The 19,130-nt window shown below is 41.3% G+C and carries 17 protein-coding genes and 7 tRNA genes; 19 read left to right on the top strand and 5 right to left on the bottom strand.

Annotation, left to right across the window (positions count from 1 at the left end; translation table 11 throughout):
• The first annotated feature begins 131 nt into the window (after positions 1-131).
• The 15 genes from glf (at position 132) to EDD59_RS03935 (ending at position 6,971) form a co-directional block, all read left to right on the top strand.
• Positions 132-1,229 carry a UDP-galactopyranose mutase gene (gene glf / locus EDD59_RS04000; protein ID WP_132379123.1) on the top strand — a complete coding sequence of 366 codons (1,098 nt, stop codon included), beginning with the start codon at positions 132-134 and terminating at the stop codon, positions 1,227-1,229.
• 10 nt (positions 1,230-1,239) lie between these two features.
• Positions 1,240-1,491, top strand: a complete 252-nt coding sequence (locus EDD59_RS17695; protein ID WP_165920853.1) for a hypothetical protein — start codon at positions 1,240-1,242, stop codon at positions 1,489-1,491.
• Positions 1,469-2,182 carry a hypothetical protein gene (locus tag EDD59_RS03995; protein WP_132379121.1) on the top strand — a complete coding sequence of 238 codons (714 nt, stop codon included), beginning with the start codon at positions 1,469-1,471 and terminating at the stop codon, positions 2,180-2,182. Before EDD59_RS17695 ends, EDD59_RS03995 begins: the two co-directional genes overlap by 23 nt.
• A gap of 497 nt (positions 2,183-2,679) precedes the next feature.
• Complete coding sequence (locus tag EDD59_RS03990; RefSeq protein ID WP_132379119.1) at positions 2,680-3,150, top strand: DUF1700 domain-containing protein; 471 nt, start codon at positions 2,680-2,682, stop codon at positions 3,148-3,150.
• A gap of 312 nt (positions 3,151-3,462) precedes the next feature.
• Complete coding sequence (locus EDD59_RS03985; protein ID WP_132379117.1) at positions 3,463-3,684, top strand: hypothetical protein; 222 nt, start codon at positions 3,463-3,465, stop codon at positions 3,682-3,684.
• Positions 3,685-3,855: 171 nt separating this feature from the next.
• On the top strand, positions 3,856-5,010 hold the full coding sequence (locus EDD59_RS03980) for a THUMP domain-containing class I SAM-dependent RNA methyltransferase (RefSeq protein ID WP_132379115.1): 1,155 nt from the start codon (positions 3,856-3,858) through the stop codon (positions 5,008-5,010).
• A gap of 5 nt (positions 5,011-5,015) precedes the next feature.
• Positions 5,016-5,621 (top strand): RdgB/HAM1 family non-canonical purine NTP pyrophosphatase, encoded by a 606-nt coding sequence (gene rdgB, locus EDD59_RS03975; protein ID WP_132379113.1) that lies wholly within the window; start codon positions 5,016-5,018, stop codon positions 5,619-5,621.
• A 20-nt stretch (positions 5,622-5,641) separates the two neighbouring features.
• Complete coding sequence (locus EDD59_RS03970) at positions 5,642-6,124, top strand: metallophosphoesterase (protein ID WP_132379111.1); 483 nt, start codon at positions 5,642-5,644, stop codon at positions 6,122-6,124.
• A gap of 109 nt (positions 6,125-6,233) precedes the next feature.
• A tRNA-Pro gene (locus EDD59_RS03965) sits at positions 6,234-6,308 on the top strand.
• Positions 6,309-6,312: 4 nt separating this feature from the next.
• Positions 6,313-6,383: transfer RNA gene (locus EDD59_RS03960), tRNA-Gly, on the top strand.
• Between the two features lie 51 nt (positions 6,384-6,434).
• Positions 6,435-6,508 (top strand) — tRNA-Arg (locus tag EDD59_RS03955).
• A 5-nt stretch (positions 6,509-6,513) separates the two neighbouring features.
• Positions 6,514-6,587, top strand: a tRNA-His gene (locus EDD59_RS03950).
• A gap of 47 nt (positions 6,588-6,634) precedes the next feature.
• A tRNA-Gln gene (locus EDD59_RS03945) sits at positions 6,635-6,706 on the top strand.
• Positions 6,707-6,743: 37 nt separating this feature from the next.
• Positions 6,744-6,816: transfer RNA gene (locus EDD59_RS03940), tRNA-Lys, on the top strand.
• Between the two features lie 74 nt (positions 6,817-6,890).
• A tRNA-Leu gene (locus EDD59_RS03935) sits at positions 6,891-6,971 on the top strand.
• Positions 6,972-7,131: 160 nt separating this feature from the next.
• Here the strand turns inward: EDD59_RS03935 and EDD59_RS03930 are convergent.
• The 4 genes from EDD59_RS03930 to EDD59_RS03915 are packed head-to-tail and all read right to left on the bottom strand — an operon-like array spanning position 7,132 to position 11,375.
• Positions 7,132-8,388: a CaiB/BaiF CoA transferase family protein gene (locus EDD59_RS03930; RefSeq protein WP_132379109.1), complete on the bottom strand. Its 1,257-nt coding sequence runs from the start codon at positions 8,386-8,388 to the stop codon at positions 7,132-7,134.
• Between the two features lie 30 nt (positions 8,389-8,418).
• The gene (locus EDD59_RS03925; protein ID WP_207670370.1) at positions 8,419-9,417 is read right to left on the bottom strand and encodes an electron transfer flavoprotein subunit alpha/FixB family protein; all 999 of its coding nucleotides are present in this window, start codon (positions 9,415-9,417) and stop codon (positions 8,419-8,421) included.
• A 12-nt stretch (positions 9,418-9,429) separates the two neighbouring features.
• Positions 9,430-10,215, bottom strand: coding sequence for an electron transfer flavoprotein subunit beta/FixA family protein (locus tag EDD59_RS03920; protein ID WP_132379107.1), 786 nt, complete (start codon positions 10,213-10,215; stop codon positions 9,430-9,432).
• 26 nt (positions 10,216-10,241) lie between these two features.
• Complete coding sequence (locus tag EDD59_RS03915; protein WP_132379105.1) at positions 10,242-11,375, bottom strand: acyl-CoA dehydrogenase family protein; 1,134 nt, start codon at positions 11,373-11,375, stop codon at positions 10,242-10,244.
• Between the two features lie 262 nt (positions 11,376-11,637).
• Here EDD59_RS03915 and EDD59_RS03910 point away from each other — a divergent pair, with 262 nt between their 5' ends.
• The 3 genes from EDD59_RS03910 (at position 11,638) to EDD59_RS03900 (ending at position 16,373) form a co-directional block, all read left to right on the top strand.
• A complete protein-coding gene (locus EDD59_RS03910) occupies positions 11,638-12,645 on the top strand; it encodes an AraC family transcriptional regulator (RefSeq protein ID WP_132379103.1) in 1,008 nt (335 codons plus the stop codon).
• Between the two features lie 225 nt (positions 12,646-12,870).
• Positions 12,871-14,541: a S8 family peptidase gene (locus EDD59_RS03905; protein WP_132379101.1), complete on the top strand. Its 1,671-nt coding sequence runs from the start codon at positions 12,871-12,873 to the stop codon at positions 14,539-14,541.
• 161 nt (positions 14,542-14,702) lie between these two features.
• The gene (locus tag EDD59_RS03900; protein WP_132379099.1) at positions 14,703-16,373 is read left to right on the top strand and encodes a S8 family peptidase; all 1,671 of its coding nucleotides are present in this window, start codon (positions 14,703-14,705) and stop codon (positions 16,371-16,373) included.
• A 15-nt stretch (positions 16,374-16,388) separates the two neighbouring features.
• Here EDD59_RS03900 and EDD59_RS03895 read toward each other — a convergent pair whose 3' ends face one another.
• Positions 16,389-17,612 carry a 6-phosphofructokinase gene (locus EDD59_RS03895; protein ID WP_132379097.1) on the bottom strand — a complete coding sequence of 408 codons (1,224 nt, stop codon included), beginning with the start codon at positions 17,610-17,612 and terminating at the stop codon, positions 16,389-16,391.
• Between the two features lie 362 nt (positions 17,613-17,974).
• On the opposite strand from EDD59_RS03895, the gene EDD59_RS03890 reads away from it, so the two are divergent.
• Positions 17,975-18,991, top strand: coding sequence for a glycosyltransferase family 2 protein (locus EDD59_RS03890; RefSeq protein WP_132379095.1), 1,017 nt, complete (start codon positions 17,975-17,977; stop codon positions 18,989-18,991).
• Positions 18,992-19,130 lie beyond the last annotated feature (139 nt).

The following is a 19,130-nucleotide window of genomic DNA, read 5'->3' as shown; positions in this document are numbered from 1 at the left end:
CCTGCTCGGGCTACTTTCTCATGTTTTGCGGGTCCCAAAGTCATGCTTTTTCATGCAAGCATGAAACGCATGACCTTTTGACCCTGGTATCATAATATTGGACATAATAAGAAAACTGGGAGGATAAAGAAATGCATCAGTATGACTATCTGATAGTGGGTGCCGGACTGTACGGTGCGGTCATGGCTCATGAGTTGAATAAAAAAGGGAAAAAATGCCTGGTGATCGACAGGCGTGAGCATATAGCGGGGAACATTTACTGTGAGGATGTAGAGGGAATTCACGTGCATAAATATGGAGCTCATATTTTTCATACATCAAATAAAAATGTGTGGGAATATATGAATCAGTTTGCCGAGTTTAATAATTATATTAATTCTCCTATAGCGATTTATAAGGATGAATTGTATAACCTTCCGTTCAATATGAACACATTCAGTAAAATGTGGGGAATCCGTACTCCCCAGGAAGCAAAAGACATTATTGCGAAACAGGTCGCTGAGACGAAGATTACTGAGCCTGCAAATCTGGAGGAACAGGCACTGTCTCTTGCAGGGAAGGATGTCTATGAAAAGCTGGTAAAAGGATATACGGAAAAGCAGTGGGGAAGAGACTGCAGGGATCTCCCGGCATTTATTATTAAAAGGCTGCCGTTTAGGTTTACATATGACAACAATTACTTTAATGACAGATATCAGGGAATACCCTTCGGAGGTTACACTGCAGTAGTCGAAAAGATGCTGGCCGGCATAGAAGTGAGGACAGGGGTGGATTTCTTTAATTTCAGGAAAGAGAATGTAGATATTGCAGAAAATATTATATTCACCGGAATGATAGATGAATACTTTAATTACCAGCTGGGCGCACTTGAGTACCGCTCTGTACGATTTGAGACAGAGGTGCTTGACTGTGATAACTATCAAGGAAATGCAGTGGTCAATTATACGGATAGGAAAGTCCCCTATACAAGAATTATTGAACATAAGCATTTTGAGTTTGGAAAGCAGGAAAAAACAGTGATTTCCAGGGAATACTCTTCTGAGTGGGAAGTAGGAATGGAGCCATATTATCCGGTGAATGACGAGCAGAACAACAAGCTGTTTGACAGGTATAAAGAGCTGGCAGCAGGAGAAAAGAATGTGATTTTTGGCGGAAGGCTCGGAGATTATAAATATTATGATATGGACAAAGTTGTGGAAGCGGCTCTGGACAGGCTAAAAGAAATATAAAAATGGGCAAATGATAACAGTTCAGCCATTAGCTCGATTTCTCCTGCACTGTCGAAAATCCGCATGGCTGAACTGTTACGACAAATGCAGGGGCAAAGAAGAAAGCTCTTGCATTTCTTTTGCAAATCAGGTAAGATACAATTATTCTGATAAGTCTTTATTTACCACCTCATGGTTTGTTCCAGTATCAATTCTGATAAGTATTTCAATGAATGAAAAATACTGCAGGAAGGAGTATATTGATTACAGAGAAAAAGTATGAAGTTCTCAAATTTATAGAATATGACGGAAAGTGCCGTGTTGCCATGGACTGTGTACAAGGAAGACTTCTGGTACACAGGTTGAATGACAGACAGGGAATTACGAAAGAAATAATATTCAACTGGTTTGCCCTGATTGCCGGTGAACTGGAAAAGTATCACAGATGCAGGAAAGGGCAATGTTACAGATATCTGAATCCCTACAGTGTTCTCGTTACGGAGGAAGAGAAGATATTGTTTCTTGACTTAAGTGCCGGGAGCAATGGATTTGTTCTTAAAAATATGCAGAAGCCTGCCATGCGTGAGCATTTTGTTAAACCGGTCATCCACATTAGGGAGAGCACAAAAATGTCCCCGGATTTTTATGGATTTGGAAAAACGATACAATTCATACTGGCCCGCACAGAAACCTATATTTCACTTTCAAAAATAGAGGAATATCTTCTGGTCGGAGTCATCGAAAAATGTCTGGGTGAAAACCCAAAGAAGAAATTTGACAATCTAAAACAAATTCAAAAAGAATTACCCAAAACCCATCATAAAAATTATGAAAAGCAGAGAAAAAAGATAATACTTATTATACTGGTTGTCCTATTATTGTTGTTGGCAATCCGTTTTGGAAAAAATGCCGCAGATACTGGATGGACAAGATATAATAGAGCAGAGGCATTTGTATTTGCAGTGAGGATGTGAGGGGAAAAACAGAAGACAACATAGAGATTTATCAGAAAAGTCCTAAAAGGGAGGATGCCGGGTAACCCTTTCGGATTCCCGGCATGTATTATGAAAAAGTTTATTCAAAAAGTATTACACCTGTTGCCTTTTGAAATATCAAATGATTTTCTTTTTCATTTGATATATTTAGTATATTCAATAGAAATGAAGAAAGAATGAGTAGAAAGTGAAAGTTTTTTGAATGATAAATGAATAAATTGTGAACGGAAAAATTAGAAAAATTTAAGAGCTCTGCACTTGGAATACATTATGGATTATGGTATTCTAAGTGCAGAGTTCGATTCTCATAGGCGAACGCATTTATAAAGATTCACCATTATAGATGTTTTATGATGTGATACCTGCGGCTCCCAAAGTTATGCTTTTTCATGCAAGCATGAAACGCATGATCTTTTGCCCCTGGTATCATTTTATACAAAAAATGATTTTCAAATATTTTCAGGAGGAGAGAAAAGATGACGAGAAATGAATTCCTTCAGGAATTGCGCCGGGCATTGGAAAATGATTTGTCCGGCAATATTGTGAAGGAGAATGTAGAATATTATAGTCAATATATTACTGAAGAAGTGAGCAAAGGAAAGAGTGAAGAGGAGGTACTTCTGATGCTGGGAGATCCGTGGGTGCTGGCCCGGACAATTATAGATGCCCAGAATGGAACAGAGCAGTCAGAGGTAAATGGAAACGACAGACAAACATATTCCGAATACGATCATGAAAGGGGTACTACAGAAGAAAGAAGTTCTCAATCGCATATATTCACGGCTGATACATGGTGGAAGAAGCTGCTCTGGAGTCTGGTGATTATTATGCTAATCATCGGCATATTTGCCATAATAACCGGTGTGATCAGTTTTCTGGCTCCAATTCTTATACCTCTGCTGATTATAATGATAATTGTCCGGATATTGGGTAACAGATATCGATGACTGGATTGTTACAATAATTTCGCAGATAGGTAGTCCAGATAGAGTTTGCTCCGGCAGATGGATATAGTACTAAAACGTAAAAGACCGATGGGGGAGCCATCGGTCTTTTGAGGGGAGTATAAATAATTAATAAGGGGTTGTAGAAAGTGAACTTTCTACAACACTAAGTATAATATATCAAATTGGAAAAAGCAAGCAAAATTAAAAAAATATTTTAAAAGTAAACCGTAAGTTTTATAAAATATGAATAAAAAGTAACCGAGAAAGAAATAATAGGAGTGTACCAAATAAATTTTCTCAGGAGGGACACTCATGACAAAGAATAATAACACAAATAATTCTTCAAACAACTCTTCAAACAAAACGAACAGCTCATATTCATCTTATTCTGATGAACAGAGCAGGAACAAAAACGCTAACAGAAATTCAACTAATTCAACCAAGAGTTCTGCAAATAACTCAACATCTAATAACAGCAGAAACAGTCAGAACAGCCAGAATATGAATTCTTACAACGAGAAAAGCAACTATTAATTAGTCAGAGAGCCGTATTTACAAAGGCACAACTTATTTTGGTACACGTTAACTTCAAGTTAGGGCGCAGTAAAGTTCAACTTTACTACGCCCTAAGTTTATAGTAATATAAATAAGTAAATCGTACAAATAGAAGAGCAATTTGGAAAAGCTAAACGTATGGGAGAATTCATGGATAATATAGAATTAATTGCACCTTGTCATTTTGGGTTGGAATCCGTTTTAAAACGGGAGGTTTTAGATCTGGGATACGAGATTGCACAGGTGGAAGATGGAAGAGTTACTTTTTATGGAGATGAGCAGTCTGTCTGCAGGGCAAATATTTTCCTGCGTACTGCGGAGAGAATTTTGCTGAAAGTGGCAAGTTTTAAAGCGACAACTTTTGATGAGCTGTTTGAAAACACACGGGCTGTAGCCTGGGAGAATTATATCCCGCAAGACGGGAAGTTCTGGGTAGCTAAAGCGGCGTCGGTCAAAAGCAAGCTGTTTAGTACTTCCGATATACAGTCGATTATGAAAAAGGCTATGGTGGAGCGCATGAAGTCTCATTATCATATGCCGTGGTTTGAAGAGACTGGGGCATCATATCCGGTCAGAGTATTTTTAATGAAGGATATAGTTACAGTTGGGATTGATACTTCCGGTATATCTCTGCATAAGCGAGGCTACCGCCAGTTATCCGGCAAGGCTCCGATTACTGAGACTCTTGCAGCAGCATTAATTATGCTTACACCGTGGAGAGCTGACCGCGTTCTGGTGGATCCATTTTGTGGAAGTGGCACGTTTCTGATTGAGGCTGCTATGATGGCAGCTAACATGGCCCCGGGGATGAACCGCTCTTTTCTGGCAGAGGACTGGGAAAATCTGATTTCGAAGAACACATGGTATAAAGCAGTGGATGAGGCAAATGACCTGATTCATGATACAATAGGAGCGGACATACAGGGATATGATGTAGATGCCGGGGCCGTGAAGGTTGCCAGGAAAAATGCAGAAGACGCCGGTGTTGAACATATGATACATTTTCAGCAGCGTGCAGTGAAGGACCTCAGACATTCCAAAAAGTACGGATTTATTATTACGAATCCGCCGTACGGAGAGCGGCTGGAGGAAAAGGAAACGCTGCCGCAGCTGTATCGTGAATTTGGCGAAAGCTTTCGCAACCTTGACAGCTGGTCTGCATATATGATAACAAGCTATGAAGATGCAGAGAAGTATTTTGGAAGGAAAGCAGATAAGAACCGAAAGATCTATAATGGAATGATTAAAACATATTTTTATCAGTTTATGGGACCCAAACCTCCCAGACAAAAGAAGCAGGGATGAGAAGAATGGAAAGAAGAATAATTTTTGCAACGGGCAATCAGAATAAGATGAAAGAAATTCACATGATTTTTGCAGATTTGGAGATTCCTGTCTATTCTATGAAGGAAGTCGGCATTGATATAGATATTGTAGAAAACGGAATGACCTTTGAGGAAAATGCGGCAATTAAAGCTAAGGCTATCTCTAAAATACTACCCGGTGATATTGTGCTGGCTGATGATTCGGGGCTTGAAATTGATTATCTGGATAGAGCTCCTGGGATTTATTCTGCCAGATTTATGGGAGAGGGCACCTCATATGATATTAAGAACCGGGCACTACTTGATAAATTGGAAAGAGTGCCGGATGAGAAGAGAACTGCCCGCTTTGTATGTGCTGTAGCTGCTGTATTTCCGGATGGGACGCTGGAGACTGTCAGAGGCACAATCGAGGGAATCATCGGACATGATATAGCCGGGAATTATGGATTTGGTTATGATCCCATTTTTTATTTGCCGGAATATGGATGTACTACTGCACAGATGGAGCCGGATAAGAAGAATGATATCAGCCATCGGGGAAAGGCCCTGCGCACAATGCGTGAGATTATGAAAGAAAAATACATTAAGTAGGAAACAGGGAAGAAAAATACATGAAGATTTTAATAGTGAGTGATACACATGGAAATCACAAAAATCTGGATAAAGTACTTAAGCTGGTCCCGGACATGGATATGTTCATACATCTTGGAGATGTGGAGGGCGGAGAGGCATATCTGAATGCAGTAATAAACTGTGAGAAGCATATAGTAAGAGGAAATAATGACTTTTTTTCAGAGTTTCCAAAAGAAGAAGAATTTTATATAGGGAAATATAAGGTTTTTATCACCCACGGCCACGGATATTACGTGTCTTTAGATCCGGAATATATCGTAGAAGAGGGAAGAGCACGTCAGGATGATATTGTTATGTTTGGTCACACACATAAACCCCTTTTGCAGGAGAATGAAGATATTATTATTCTGAATCCCGGCAGTATCTCATATCCAAGGCAGGAAGGGCGTAAAGGGAGCTATATGATTATGGAAATGGACAAGGAAGAAAAGCTTCATTTTCAGCAGTGTTACCTAGATTGAGAAATACTGTAAAAGAGGACACTGTAAAAAAGAAAAAATAAATATTGACACAAAGACAAGCCTGTTATATAATAGTTATTGTGTCACGGAGAAATGACACATTTAATATCGGGGTGTGGCTCAGCTTGGCTAGAGCGCCTGGTTTGGGACCAGGAGGTCGCAGGTTCGAATCCTGTCACCCCGATAGTGCGGGTGTAGTTCAATGGTAGAACACTAGCCTTCCAAGCTAGATACGTGGGTTCGATTCCCATCACCCGCTTTCTTGCAGCCTATAAGTGCAAGAACTTAAGAGCAGGGGATAACTGCATAAGAGTCTGTAGCTCAGTTGGATAGAGCAACGGCCTTCTAAGCCGTAGGTCGAGGGTTCGAATCCCCCCAGGCTCGCTGTGGTGGGTATGGTGCAGTTGGTTAGCGCGCCAGATTGTGGTTCTGGATATCATGGGTTCGAGTCCCATTACCCACCCTATATTTTTAGCTATTGGCAACGCAGTGTCGGATATAAGTCTCTAATGGGCTATCGCCAAGCGGTAAGGCACAGGACTTTGACTCCTGCATTCGCTGGTTCGAATCCAGCTAGCCCAGTTCACCTGTACAAAGCACGGGTAACCAGATATTATATGGGCGTGTAGCTCAGGTGGTAGAGCACTTGACTTTTAATCAAGTTGTCCGGGGTTCGAATCCCCGCACGCTCATTGGAACAAGACAGAGGTGCTTGTTCTAATTTTTTATCATATTATACCGGCGGAAGTTGCAGCAAGAAGCATAAGCGGATGTGGCGGAATTGGCAGACGCGCTAGACTTAGGATCTAGTGTCCCCGACGTGCAGGTTCAAATCCTGTCATCCGCATCCTGATGGGGAAAGCTTTGCATTTACAGAGCTTTTCACAATTAAAAAGGATCTCCCCTGAAAAGAGGAGGTCCTTTTTTAGCTTGACATTAATAGTAAATTTTGAAAGGATATGTATGGTTCAAGTACAAAATAGTAAGAGAGTACAAAAACGTCAAATCTAAATCAGATTTTTTTCTTGGAGAATATTGATTTTTTCATCATCATAGCCTAAAATTTCTTTCAGGATAGCATTTGTATCCTGTCCAAGTGCTGGAGCCCCTCTCCATACTTTCCCAGGAGTTTCGCTTAATTTAGGTGCTATCCCAAATGCGGTGATTTCTTTTCCAAGTGTCTGATCTTCATATTGGATAAAATCGCCGCGTTTCTGGAAATGCTCATTTTCCAGACAATCTTTTACTGAGTTTACGCGGCTGCAGGGAACTTTGACTGCCTGCATAGCATCTTCAATTTCCTGCGCTGTACGCTCAGCGCACCAATCAACAACTTTTTTATTAAATTCCTTCCCTTTATCCGAATTAACAGCCATCACACCTGATGATGTTTCTTTGTAATTATAGTATTCCAAATCAAATCCAACACCCTGTACAAAACGTTTATAGACACCTGGGCCGAAAGCACCCAAAGCAATATCGTAACCATCCTTAGATTTAAACAATCCATATGGCTGGAAAGCTGCTGCATTATTTCCGGATCGTTCACGAATAACACCAGCCATTGTATAAGATGTAAAGGTATCACACATATACATCGCCTGTGCTTCAAACTGAGCTACGTCTACAACCTGGCCTTTTCCGGTTTTTAACATGCTATGATATGCTGCAAGAACACCAAATAGAGCTGCATAAGCAGATACAAAATCATTCATCCATGGTTTGGCGACCACCGGATCTCCGCCAGGCTCTCCTTGCAGATACATCCAACCTGAGAAAGCCTGCCCAATCATATCATAGGAAGCCCGGTCACAGTATGCCGGAACTCCGCCAAATTCTGGTGTGCCATACCCACTGACATGGACTATGATAAGTTTTGGATTTACCTTCAAAAGTTCTTCATCATAAATACCCAACTTAGCAAGCCACACCATGTTTTCCATGAACACATCTGCTTCCTGGATTAAATTATAGAATAACTCCTTTACTTCCGGATGCTTCAGATTCAGTTCCAGAGACAAACTCAGCTTATTACGGCCATCCTGCGCCCATGATGTACTTACCGTTTTTTCTCCTTCCTTTGCGAAAGGAGCCAGTACTCGCAAAGTATCACCGACACCCGGGCGTTCAATGTGAATAACCTCTGCACCGAAGTCAGCTAAGAGAGTAGCGGCAAAAGGCATGGCAACCAATGAACCAGATGTAATAATACGCATGCCTGCAAAAGGACCAAATTCGGGAATTAAAAACTTACGTTCACTCATAATTTCTTACCTCCAATGATTGTTTATAAGTTATTTACGTTTTTTGATTTCGGTAATGATAGCTGGAAGGAGTTCTGAATAGTCGGCGACTGCTCCATAACTTGATATGTGAAAAATATCCGCAGCGGGATTTTTATTGATAGTCACAATGCAGTCTGAATTTTGCATGCCTACTATATATTGAACTGCACCGGAAATCCCAATATTCAGTATAAACCTGGCTTTTACTGTATTTCCGCTTTGACCAATCTGATCTTCATGGGTCATCCATTTCTCATCGACCAATGGTCTGGAAACTGCAACCCGTCCTCCGATAAGTTTGGCAAGTTCTTCAAGCAAAGCGAGCTCTTCTTTGGCCTTAATTCCTCGGCCGCCGGCGACAATAATTTCAGCTTTATCAATGGGTTCCCCATTCGTTTCTTTCGGGGAAACAGACAAGACTTGTGTGCTTTCGTCCTCTGTTACATCAATATTTTCGAGGACTATTTTCCCTGTTCGTCCAGGTTCTGCCTGGATTGCAGTAAATACTTTAGGACGAACCGTAGACATTTGAGGGCGATGATCAGGAATTGTGATAGTACACATTATATTTCCACCATAAGAAGGCTTTGTCTGAACCAAAGTTCCGTCTTTCTCTAGCTTCAAGTCCAGGCAATCTGCTGTAAGTCCTGTTCCAAGGCGCGCCATAATACGTGGCGCGAGGTCCCTTCCGATTGTTGTTGCACCAAACAAAAAAATAGAAGGTTTGTATTTTTTAATCATTTTTACAGTGGCTTCTGTATAAGGAATTGTCTTGTACTCTTTTAATACGGGGTGATCTATTACGATAACCTGATCGGCCCCATAAGATATCAACGTATCCGCAAGTGGCTCTACATGATTTCCCAATAATAAGGCGGTAATTTCGTCCCCATTTATTTTCTTCAATTCAATAGCCTTTGCAAGAAGCTCCAATGGTGTTCCGTTTAAAATGCCTTCTTTCTGTTCTGCAAAAATCCATATTCCTTTGTATAAAGATTTGTCCATCATCAGTGCCCTCCCTTATATCAGATGCTGCTGTTCCAGCAGATCTACAATTGATTTTGCTATTTCATCTGTCTCACCGGAGAACATGATGGTATCCTTTTGTGTATGCTCTGGTTCAAAAATTTCTCTTACAATAGACGGAGAGCCGTTTTTGCCAATGCGTTCCGTATCACACCCCATGTCCTCATGAGTCCATGTAATCAGAGGTTTCTTCATAGCTTTCATAATACCCAAGGGAGACGGGTACCTCGGCTCATTTATTTCTGCACATACGGTAACAACTGCCGGAAGTTTTACTTTCACCTTCTGTATGCAATCATCAAAATCTCTTTCACATATAACATGATTTTCTTCTACTTTGATAGATGTGGCAAAAGTAATTTGGGGAAGATTCAGAAATTCGGCAACAATAGGCCCACATTGCCCGGTGTCTGCATCGACCGCGTGACGTCCAAACAGCAGTAAGTCATAATCTTCTATTTTTTTGACCGCACTTGCCAGTGTATAACCCGTAGCAAGAGTATCTGCTCCACCTAACTCCTTTGCACAAAGTATAACTGCTTCATCACATCCCATTGCCAGTGCTATTCTCAATGACTCTTCTGTCTGAGGGGGTCCCATGCTTACAACTGTGATTGTTGCACCGGTTTCTTCTTTGATTTTAAGTGCTGCTTCCAGTGCATTGTTATCAAAAGGGTTAATTACCCCTTTTAATCCTGTACGGTCCAAATTGCCGGTTTTTGGATCAATACGTACATTTATAGTATCGGGAACCTGTTTAATAAACACTAATATTTTCATAAATTAATACTCCTTTGTATCGGGAACTATTTTGCTAATATAGTGGCACCAATTAGCATACGGAGGATCTCGCTGGTTCCCTCACCGATTTCAAGCAATTTGGCATCACGTGCCAGACGCTCCACATGATATTCTTTTGAATATCCGTAGCCTCCTAATACCTGGATGCACTCCATACATGTTTTTGTACACATCTCACTGCCAAATAGTTTTGCCATAGCAGCCTCCAATGTATGCCGCTTTCCTTCCGCCTTCATACGTGCCACGTTATAGGTCATCAAAGTGGTGGCCTCAATATGTGCTGCCATGTCGGCAAATTTAAACATAATACCCTGATGTTTTGCAATTGGCTTTCCAAATGTAGTGCGCTCATTTGCATAATGTTTGGCAATAGTCATTGCATGTTCTGCTAGCCCTGCAGCAATCGCTCCGACGCTGATACGGGCACCGTCAAGAGCCATCATTGCAATCTTAAACCCACTGTTTTCTGCTCCAACCATAGCACTTGCTGGCAAACGAATGTTATCAAAGGAAAGCTCGGTGGTACAGGTTCCACGCATTCCCATTTTGTCTTCTTTTTTACCGATCTTCAAACCTTCTGTACCTTCTTCTACAATAAATGCAGATATACCTTTATTGCCAAGTTCAGGCTGCGTTTTCGCCAAAATAATATAAACATCAGCTACACCTGAATTCGTAATCCATGCTTTTCCGCCGTTGAGTACCCATGTATCACCGTCCTTTACCGCCTGTGATTTGATTCCGGCAGCATCAGAACCTGCGCTGGACTCAGTAAGGCCAAAGGCAAATATTTTACCCGCTGCGGCCATGGGAAGATACTTACTCTTTTGTTCTTCCGTACCATGATAAAGAATGATGTCAGCTGCCAGCCAGTGTGCGTCTACAAAAAGAGCTGTGGATGCGCTTCCCTTTGCAAGTTCGTGAATCACAATTGCGCTTGTGATTGCATCTCCGTCAGCACCGCCATATTGCTCTGGTAAATGTACTCCCATGAGGCCGGCATTGCATAACTTCTTGTGAAGTTCATGATCAAATCCATTTTCATCCATCCATTTGTCGCGCGGTTCAACTTCCTTTGCTGTGAAATCACGAACCATATCGCGAATCATCAACTGTTCTTGTGTGAAATCAAATAACATTTTGTAACCCTCCTTTTATAAGATGTACTTATTTTATCTTACTTCTGGTAAGATTGACAAGAAAATATCATGCGCAAAAACACATATATTTTGCGGTGCTTTTTGAAAATTACTAAAAATTTCACAATATTGTGTTGACTGAAATTGTGAATAATGTTATTTTAAAGCTCATATATTTTATAAGACAAGCTATTTCACCTACAAGTTGCTATTAAACCAGGAAAACATTGATATTTTGCTATTTGCAGAAAAGGAGTTCATTATGGCATATGATTCATATTTAAAATATCTGAACAAGAAAAATATCTTCGAACCAATTCTTCATGGTGAGGCAAGGAATTCATCTGATAAACTAGATAAATTTGTAGATGACAACGTTTCCTGGGCGCTATCCGGAGATTACTCCTCAAATAAAGATTCTAATTTTGACTCTAATCAAATGCATATTGAATTGTCACGTTTCTTCAGCCCGGGGGCTTCTGCCTTGGAAGAGAATGTACAGCCTGTTCGTATTTCAGTTGTTCAAATTCCAGTGTCGGGTATTTTTATCCGAACAGATGAACCGTGTTATATTCTAAGCTATACACTTTCAGGGGCAGGCTCTGTCTATTTGAATGGGAAAAAGACAAAATTAGTAAAAGGAGATGGACTTTTTACCGATTGTCAGCAGTATCAGGAATATCTTGCACACACACAACAAGGATGGCGGTGTGTGTTTGTGCGTATGAAAGGAGAGGTTGTAAAAGACCTATTTCATATGCTGAAACGTGCAGATTGCCTTCAGTTTTCCATGTCAACCTATAGCCGTTTCTACCATATAATTAACAGAATGGTAGAAAATGCCGAGCAACCTCAGCCTGGAAAAGAAATGTTGTACAGCAGTTATATTCTTGCTCTGTTGACAGAGATTATTGTTTTTACACACACAGAGAATCATGAATATAAAACGATACCTCCTGTGATTCATGAGATGCGTTATTATATACAGAGTTGTTATATGAAGCCAATCACTTTGGATTCCCTTTCTGAGCGGTTTCATTTAAGCAAATACCATCTGAGCCGCGAATTTAAAAAGTATGTACATATGGGACCTAATGAATTTCTTATAAGAGTAAGGTTGGAAAAGGCAAAAGAATTACTTGTTTCAACGAATAAATCAGTGGAACAAATCAGTAAAGAAATAGGAGTATTAAACACAAATCATTTCAGGTATCTATTTCAAAAACATGAAAATATGACACCTTCCTCTTTTAGGAAATATTGGAAATAAGGAATTTCTATTAGATTTGTTTTCCAATGTGGGAAAATACTATAACGCCAAAACCGGAGCTCAATTCAGTATGAAACTATTGTTAGCAGGCATACTTATCCTTTTCAATACATAATTATCTATAAATATTTTATAAAAGTCCAGGATACGGGTGCGGTGGATTTTGCTGAAAATAGAGTGTACAGCAAAATGTCCGGGCGGCAGTACCTGCCATAAGGGTGAAGAATGGAAAAAATCTTAGATGAGAATTATTATGACTTTTTAATTAATAATACAATAGTGCAAGAAAGCCAAAGGGAAAACATCACTCATATTAATGACAGGCATTCTATACTTCATGTACAAATGAGTGATTTTAACATGTGTGATCTTGGCTTGTATCCTTATCACAGATTTCCGTCATTACTCACCCTGTCATCAAAATTGAGTCTTGACAGCTCCAACATATCCCAGATACAGTCTAACCCGTCTCTTGCATTACTGGGAGCAGGGGTTCTTGTTGGAATTATTGATACGGGGATTGATTATACCCATCCTGCATTTAAAAATGCAGACAATTCTTCGAGAATTGCCTTTATTTGGGATCAGACAATTCAGGGGGGGACAGTGCCTGAGGGATTTACTTATGGTACGGAATATGATAACCAGGAGCTTAATCTTGCTTTGGGGTCTGAGGAGCCGCTTTCTATAGTACCCTCTGCCGATGAGAATGGGCATGGAACGGCACTGGCCAGCGTTGCGGCAGGCAGTCCTTCACCTGATGGGGGATTTAGAGGTGTTGTCCCAAGATCCCAACTGATAGTAGTAAAGCTAAAACAAGCAAAACAAAATTTACGCAGAATCTTTTGTATTCCGGAAGAGGTGGTATGTTATCAGGAAACGGATGTTGTACTGGGGGCACGTTATATATATGCTACTGCACGAAGGCTGAATATGCCAGTTGTAATCTGCCTTGGGCTCGGGGCGAGCCTGGCGTCGCATGAGGGAAATGAGGCGACAAGCAGTTATCTGGATTTCATTTCACAGGTTTCACAAGTGGATGCTGTTGTTTCTGCAGGGAATGAAGGGAATAACAACAGACATTATTATGGAAATGTGGATTCTTCGCCGTTTAATCAGGAATTTGAACTCAAGGTATCTCCCAGAGACCCGCTTTTTGCTTTTGAGATATGGCCTGATATTCAGGCAAGACTATCTATACAGGTGATTGCCCCCACAGGGGAGATGACACAGGTTATTTATCCGTCCCTCGGGACATGTTTTAATCACCAGTTTGTATTCAGCCAAACTCAGATGTGGGTAAATAATATCCTTATAGAGGAGGAAAGCGGAGGCCAGATTATACTGGTGCGTTTTGCGGATGCAACAGAAGGAATCTGGCGTATACGTGTCAACAACATTGATGAAACTCCCTTCTCTTTTCACAGCTGGCTGCCCAATGGAGATTTTATTTCAAATGAAACCTTTTTTTTGCTTTCTTCTCCTGACACGACTATTACATCTCCGGGCAATGCAGTGCATGTGTTAACTACAACTGCCTACAACCAGAATAATGGGAGTATCCTGATAGAATCCGGCAGGGGATATACACGGCTTGGCAGTGTTAAGCCTGATATTGCTGCTCCGGGCTATCAGCTGCCCTGTGCTGCTCCCGGCGGCCGTTATGCTACTGTAACGGGAACAGGCGCCGCGGCTGCCCATGCAGCAGGTGCGGCTGCCATGATTTTTGAATGGGCTGTTTCCAGAGAAAATTATCTAACTCTTACAGGGGCAAATATCAATAGCATGATTATCCGTGGGGCAGCCAGAAACCCGGTATACATTTATCCCAACAATATATGGGGATATGGAATGTTAAATGCTTATGCTCTTTTCGAGTTGCTGACTTTTATTTAGTGTTGTGGAATATGTTTATCAGGTATACTTATCTTTTTGAATACATAATTATCAATAAATATTTAATTATAAACTGGGATACTGCCGTAGTGGCCTTAAACTAAATGAAACAGGACAGATAGTGAAATGCCAAGGTTATCAGTACCGGTTATGGGTGAGAGATGGAAAAAATTTTAGATGAAAATTATTATGACTTTCTAATTAATAATACGATCGTGCAGGAAAGCCAAAGGGAAAATATTACCCCTATCAATGACAGGCATTCTATACTCCATGTGCAAATGAGCAATTTTAATATGTGTGATCTTGGCTTATATTCTTATCCCAGATTTCCCACATTATATACTCTGGCATCACAATTGAGTCTTGACAGCTCCAATATATCACCGATACAGTCTAACCCTACTCTTGCGCTGCTGGGCACAGGGGTTCTTGTAGGAATCATTGATACAGGAATTGACTATACTCATCCTGCGTTTAGAGATGAAGGTAATTCCTCCCGCATTGTTTCTATCTGGGATCAGACAATTCAGAATGGGGATGTGCCTGAGGGCTTTACTTATGGCGCGGAATATGATAATCAGGCTATCAACAGTGCACTACAAGCAGAAGATCCGCTTTCTATAGTGCCAACTGTTGATGAAAATGGACATGGGACAGCTCTGGCCAGCGTTGCAGCAGGGAGTCCAAGCCCTGAAAACTCATTTAGAGGTGTAGTTCCGAGATCGCAGCTGCTGGTGGTAAAATTAAAGGAAGCAAAACAAAATTTACGCAGGATTTTCTGTGTTCAGGAGAATGTAGTGTGTTACCAGGAAACAGATATTCTGCTTGGGATACGTTATATATATAGGACCGCGCAAAGGCTGGGCATGCCGATTGTGATTTGTATTGGACTGGCGGCAAGCCTGACAGGACACGAGGGAGTAGGGGCAACAAGCAGTAACGTAGATTTTCTTTCACAGCTTTCACAAGTGGATTTCGTAGTTGCCGCCGGGAATGAAGGAAATAACAACAGACATTACTACGGAAATGTGCGTACCGCCCCATATAACCAGGAATTTGAACTGAAGGTATCTCCAAGAGATCCTCTTTTCTCTTTTGAGATATGGCCTGATATTCAGGCAAGATTATCTATACAGATTGTGGCACCTTCGGGGGAAATGACAGCTGCTATTTACCCGTCCATCGGAACCTGTGTCAACCATCAGTTCGTATTTAGCCAGACCCAGATGTGGGTGAATAATATACTCATAGAGGAGGAAAATGGAAGTCAGCTTATACTGGTTCGTTTTGAGAATGCAGCAGAAGGAATCTGGCGTATACGTGTCACTAACATTGATGCAGTTCCTTTTTCCTTTCACAGCTGGCTGCCAAATGGTGAGTTTATTTCGGATGAAACCTTTTTTCTGCTCTCATCTCCGGACACGACAATCACTTCTCCGGGCAATGCAGGGCATGCACTGACTGTATCTGCCTATGATCAGAATACAGGGAGCATTATAATAGACTCCAGCCGGGGATATACAAGATTAGGCAGTGTTAAGCCAGATACCGCCGCTCCGGGCAATCAGCTGCCCTGTGCTGCCCCGGGCGGACTCTATACTACTGTAACGGGAACCGGAGCAGCTGCCGCCCATGCGGCAGGTGCTGTTGCTATTGTTTTTGAATGGGCAGTTGCCCGGGGAAATTATTCTTCTCTTACAGGGACAGATGTGAACGGCTTGATTATCCGGGGGGCAACCAGGAACCCTGTGTATGTTTATCCCAATAACATATGGGGGTATGGAAAATTAAATGTATATGCACTTTTTCAACTGCTGACCTACATTTAACTCTAAGAAGTATGCTTACTTTCTGTATGCAAATTTGGGCAGTCCATTTTCAAAAGGAATATTGACCTGTCCCTGAATCAGAGGCTTAGCATATGCGAGAAACTTATCACTGACATCGGTTCCCGCTTTTGTAATCCAATCAGGAGGAACAGCCTTTTCCCGATTACAGACAACATTTACGTCAGCGGTGACGTAATCGACAGTATAAGGCTCGCTATGGATTCTCCTGAATGCAATCATTTTACCGGTCTCACCATCAAGAGCGCATTTTACACCGTAGGCTCCGGAGGCAATGGCTTCTTTCTGATCTGTGGCGGAAAGCATGGCAGAGGAACAGCGTTGACAGACATTTAATTCGATGGAACGTACCTTTACCCCAAGACGAGTTTTCACCAAATTCTCCAGATACTTACCGGAGCCTGTCAGCATTTTGTGGCCAAAGGCATCTATCCCTACATCACCGGCCAATTCACAGACAAAAGTTCCGTTTTCATCGTGGATACCCTCAGAAATGCAGACAACAAGATTGGGAGTTGTTTCCAAAGTCTTTGCCACACTCTCCAGGAACAGCTCGGGGTTAAAATCAGTTTCCGGGAGATAGATTAAAACAGGGTTATCTCCCTCAAATTTGCGGGCAAGGGAACTTGCGGCAGTCAGCCATCCGGCATGGCGCCCCATAATTTCCACTATAGTAACTGATTTTTTATTATCATATACTGAGGCATCAACAGCGATCTCTCTGACGGTGGACGCTATGTATTTGGCAGCGCTGCCAAATCCCGGGGTATGGTCTGTCTCTATCAGGTCGTTGTCGATAGTTTTGGGAATTCCAATTACCTTGATATCACTTCCTGTTTTTGCTGCATGGCGGGACAGTTTACTTACAGTATCCATGGAGTCGTTTCCCCCAATGTAGAAAAAATATCCAATATTCATCTCTTGGAATTTGTCAAATAACCGGACATATACCGAATTATCTAAATCTTCAGGCAGCTTATATCTGCAGGAGCCCAGATAAGAGCCGGGGGTAGTCTTTATATATTCTAATTCTCCTGACATTTCAAGTGGCTTCATATCCATGCAGCTGCCATTTAAAAATCCTTCTATACCGTTAATCATTCCATATATGGTACCAAAAGAATCTTCCCGGTTGAGAACCTCGTAAACGACCCCGTACAGGCTGGCGTTGATAACTGCAGTTGGCCCTCCGGATTGGCCGACAATAGCATTCTTCTTCATAATAATTCCTCCAAACGATTCTGAATAGTTACGATATTTTAACTATAAAGGATAAACACTTTTTTTACAACTGATATAAACCGGGAAAGAACGGAAATTCTCATAAAATAGTTGGAAATTTAGAAAATATGCATTATAATATGATATCAGGGTCAAAGGGTCATGTGTTTCATGCTTGCATGAAAAAGCATGGCTTTGGGACCCGCAAAACATGAGAAAGAAGCCCGAGTAGGGCGGATTTCGAATGTTTTTAGGATTGCGGGAGCACAAAGTGCGGAGCAATCCGTAGGTATCAGAGGGCAAAATACCTTTTGACCCCTACATCTAATATGCATTATCTGAATAAAGAGGTGTTAATTAAAATGAAATATATATCGTTTGCAATTCCGTGCTATAATTCTGAAGCCTATATGGAGAAAGCAATTCAGTCCGTATTAAAAGGGGGAGAGGATGTAGAGATCATCATTGTAAATGATGGCTCTAAAGACAAGACTAAGAAGATAGCCAGGCATTATGCTGAAAGCTATCCGTCGATTGTAAAGGCTGTAAATAAGGAGAATGGGGGGCATGGGGACGCGGTGAATTCCGGGTTGTCCCATGCCACAGGAAGATATTTCAAAGTGGTGGACAGCGACGACTGGGTAGATGAAGAAGCCCTGATGAAGATACTGGATGCCGTGAAAGGATTTGTTCAGGCTGAGAGTGAGGTGGACATGATTGTGTCCAACTATGTTTACGAGAAGGTGGGAATGGAGCACAAGAAAGTAATCCACTATCGCAATGTACTTCCACAGAATCAGATTTTCCACTGGGATGACATTGGACATTTCCGTCTGGATCAGTACATTCTGATGCATTCAGTCATTTACAGAACTGAAATGCTGAAATTGTGTCAGCTCAGGCTTCCGAAGCATACATTTTATGTGGACAACATTTACGTCTATTATCCCCTTCCCCATGTGAGGAACCTGTATTATCTGGATGTGGATTTTTACCGGTATTTTATAGGCCGTGAGGATCAGTCTGTAAATGAGAAGGTCATGATCAGCAGGATCGATCAGCAGATATTTGTAACACGGGCGATGATAGACATGTACGAGCTCAGAATGATACCCAGTAAAAAGCTTAAAAAATATATGGTGAATTATCTTGCCATTATGATGACGGTGTCCTCTATTCTGTGCATTCGCTCCAAGAAAAAGGAGAACCTTGAGAAAAAGACAGAGCTATGGAGATATCTGAAAAAGAGAGATTATGGTACCTACATGAGGATTCGCCATGGAATTCTTGGACAGACTACCAACCTGCCCGGAAAGTCAGGACAAAAAGTTTCCTCTATGGCCTACAGTGTGGCCAGAAGGCTGATCGGATTTAACTAGGCATTTGTAAAAATCCGCATGGCTGAACTGTTACAACAAGAAGAATAATTCAACGGCCAGGATACATATTAGTATAATAAAGAGTATATATATGGCTGATAATTTTACAGAAAGTAAAATAAAAAATCCGCCGGGAGCG

Source organism: Muricomes intestini (genome assembly GCF_004346165.1).
GTDB classification, from domain to species: Bacteria; Bacillota; Clostridia; order Lachnospirales; family Lachnospiraceae; genus Muricomes; species Muricomes intestini.
The sequence above is the reverse complement of the archived record's forward strand: the minus strand, read 5'-3'. Positions and strand labels throughout refer to the sequence as shown.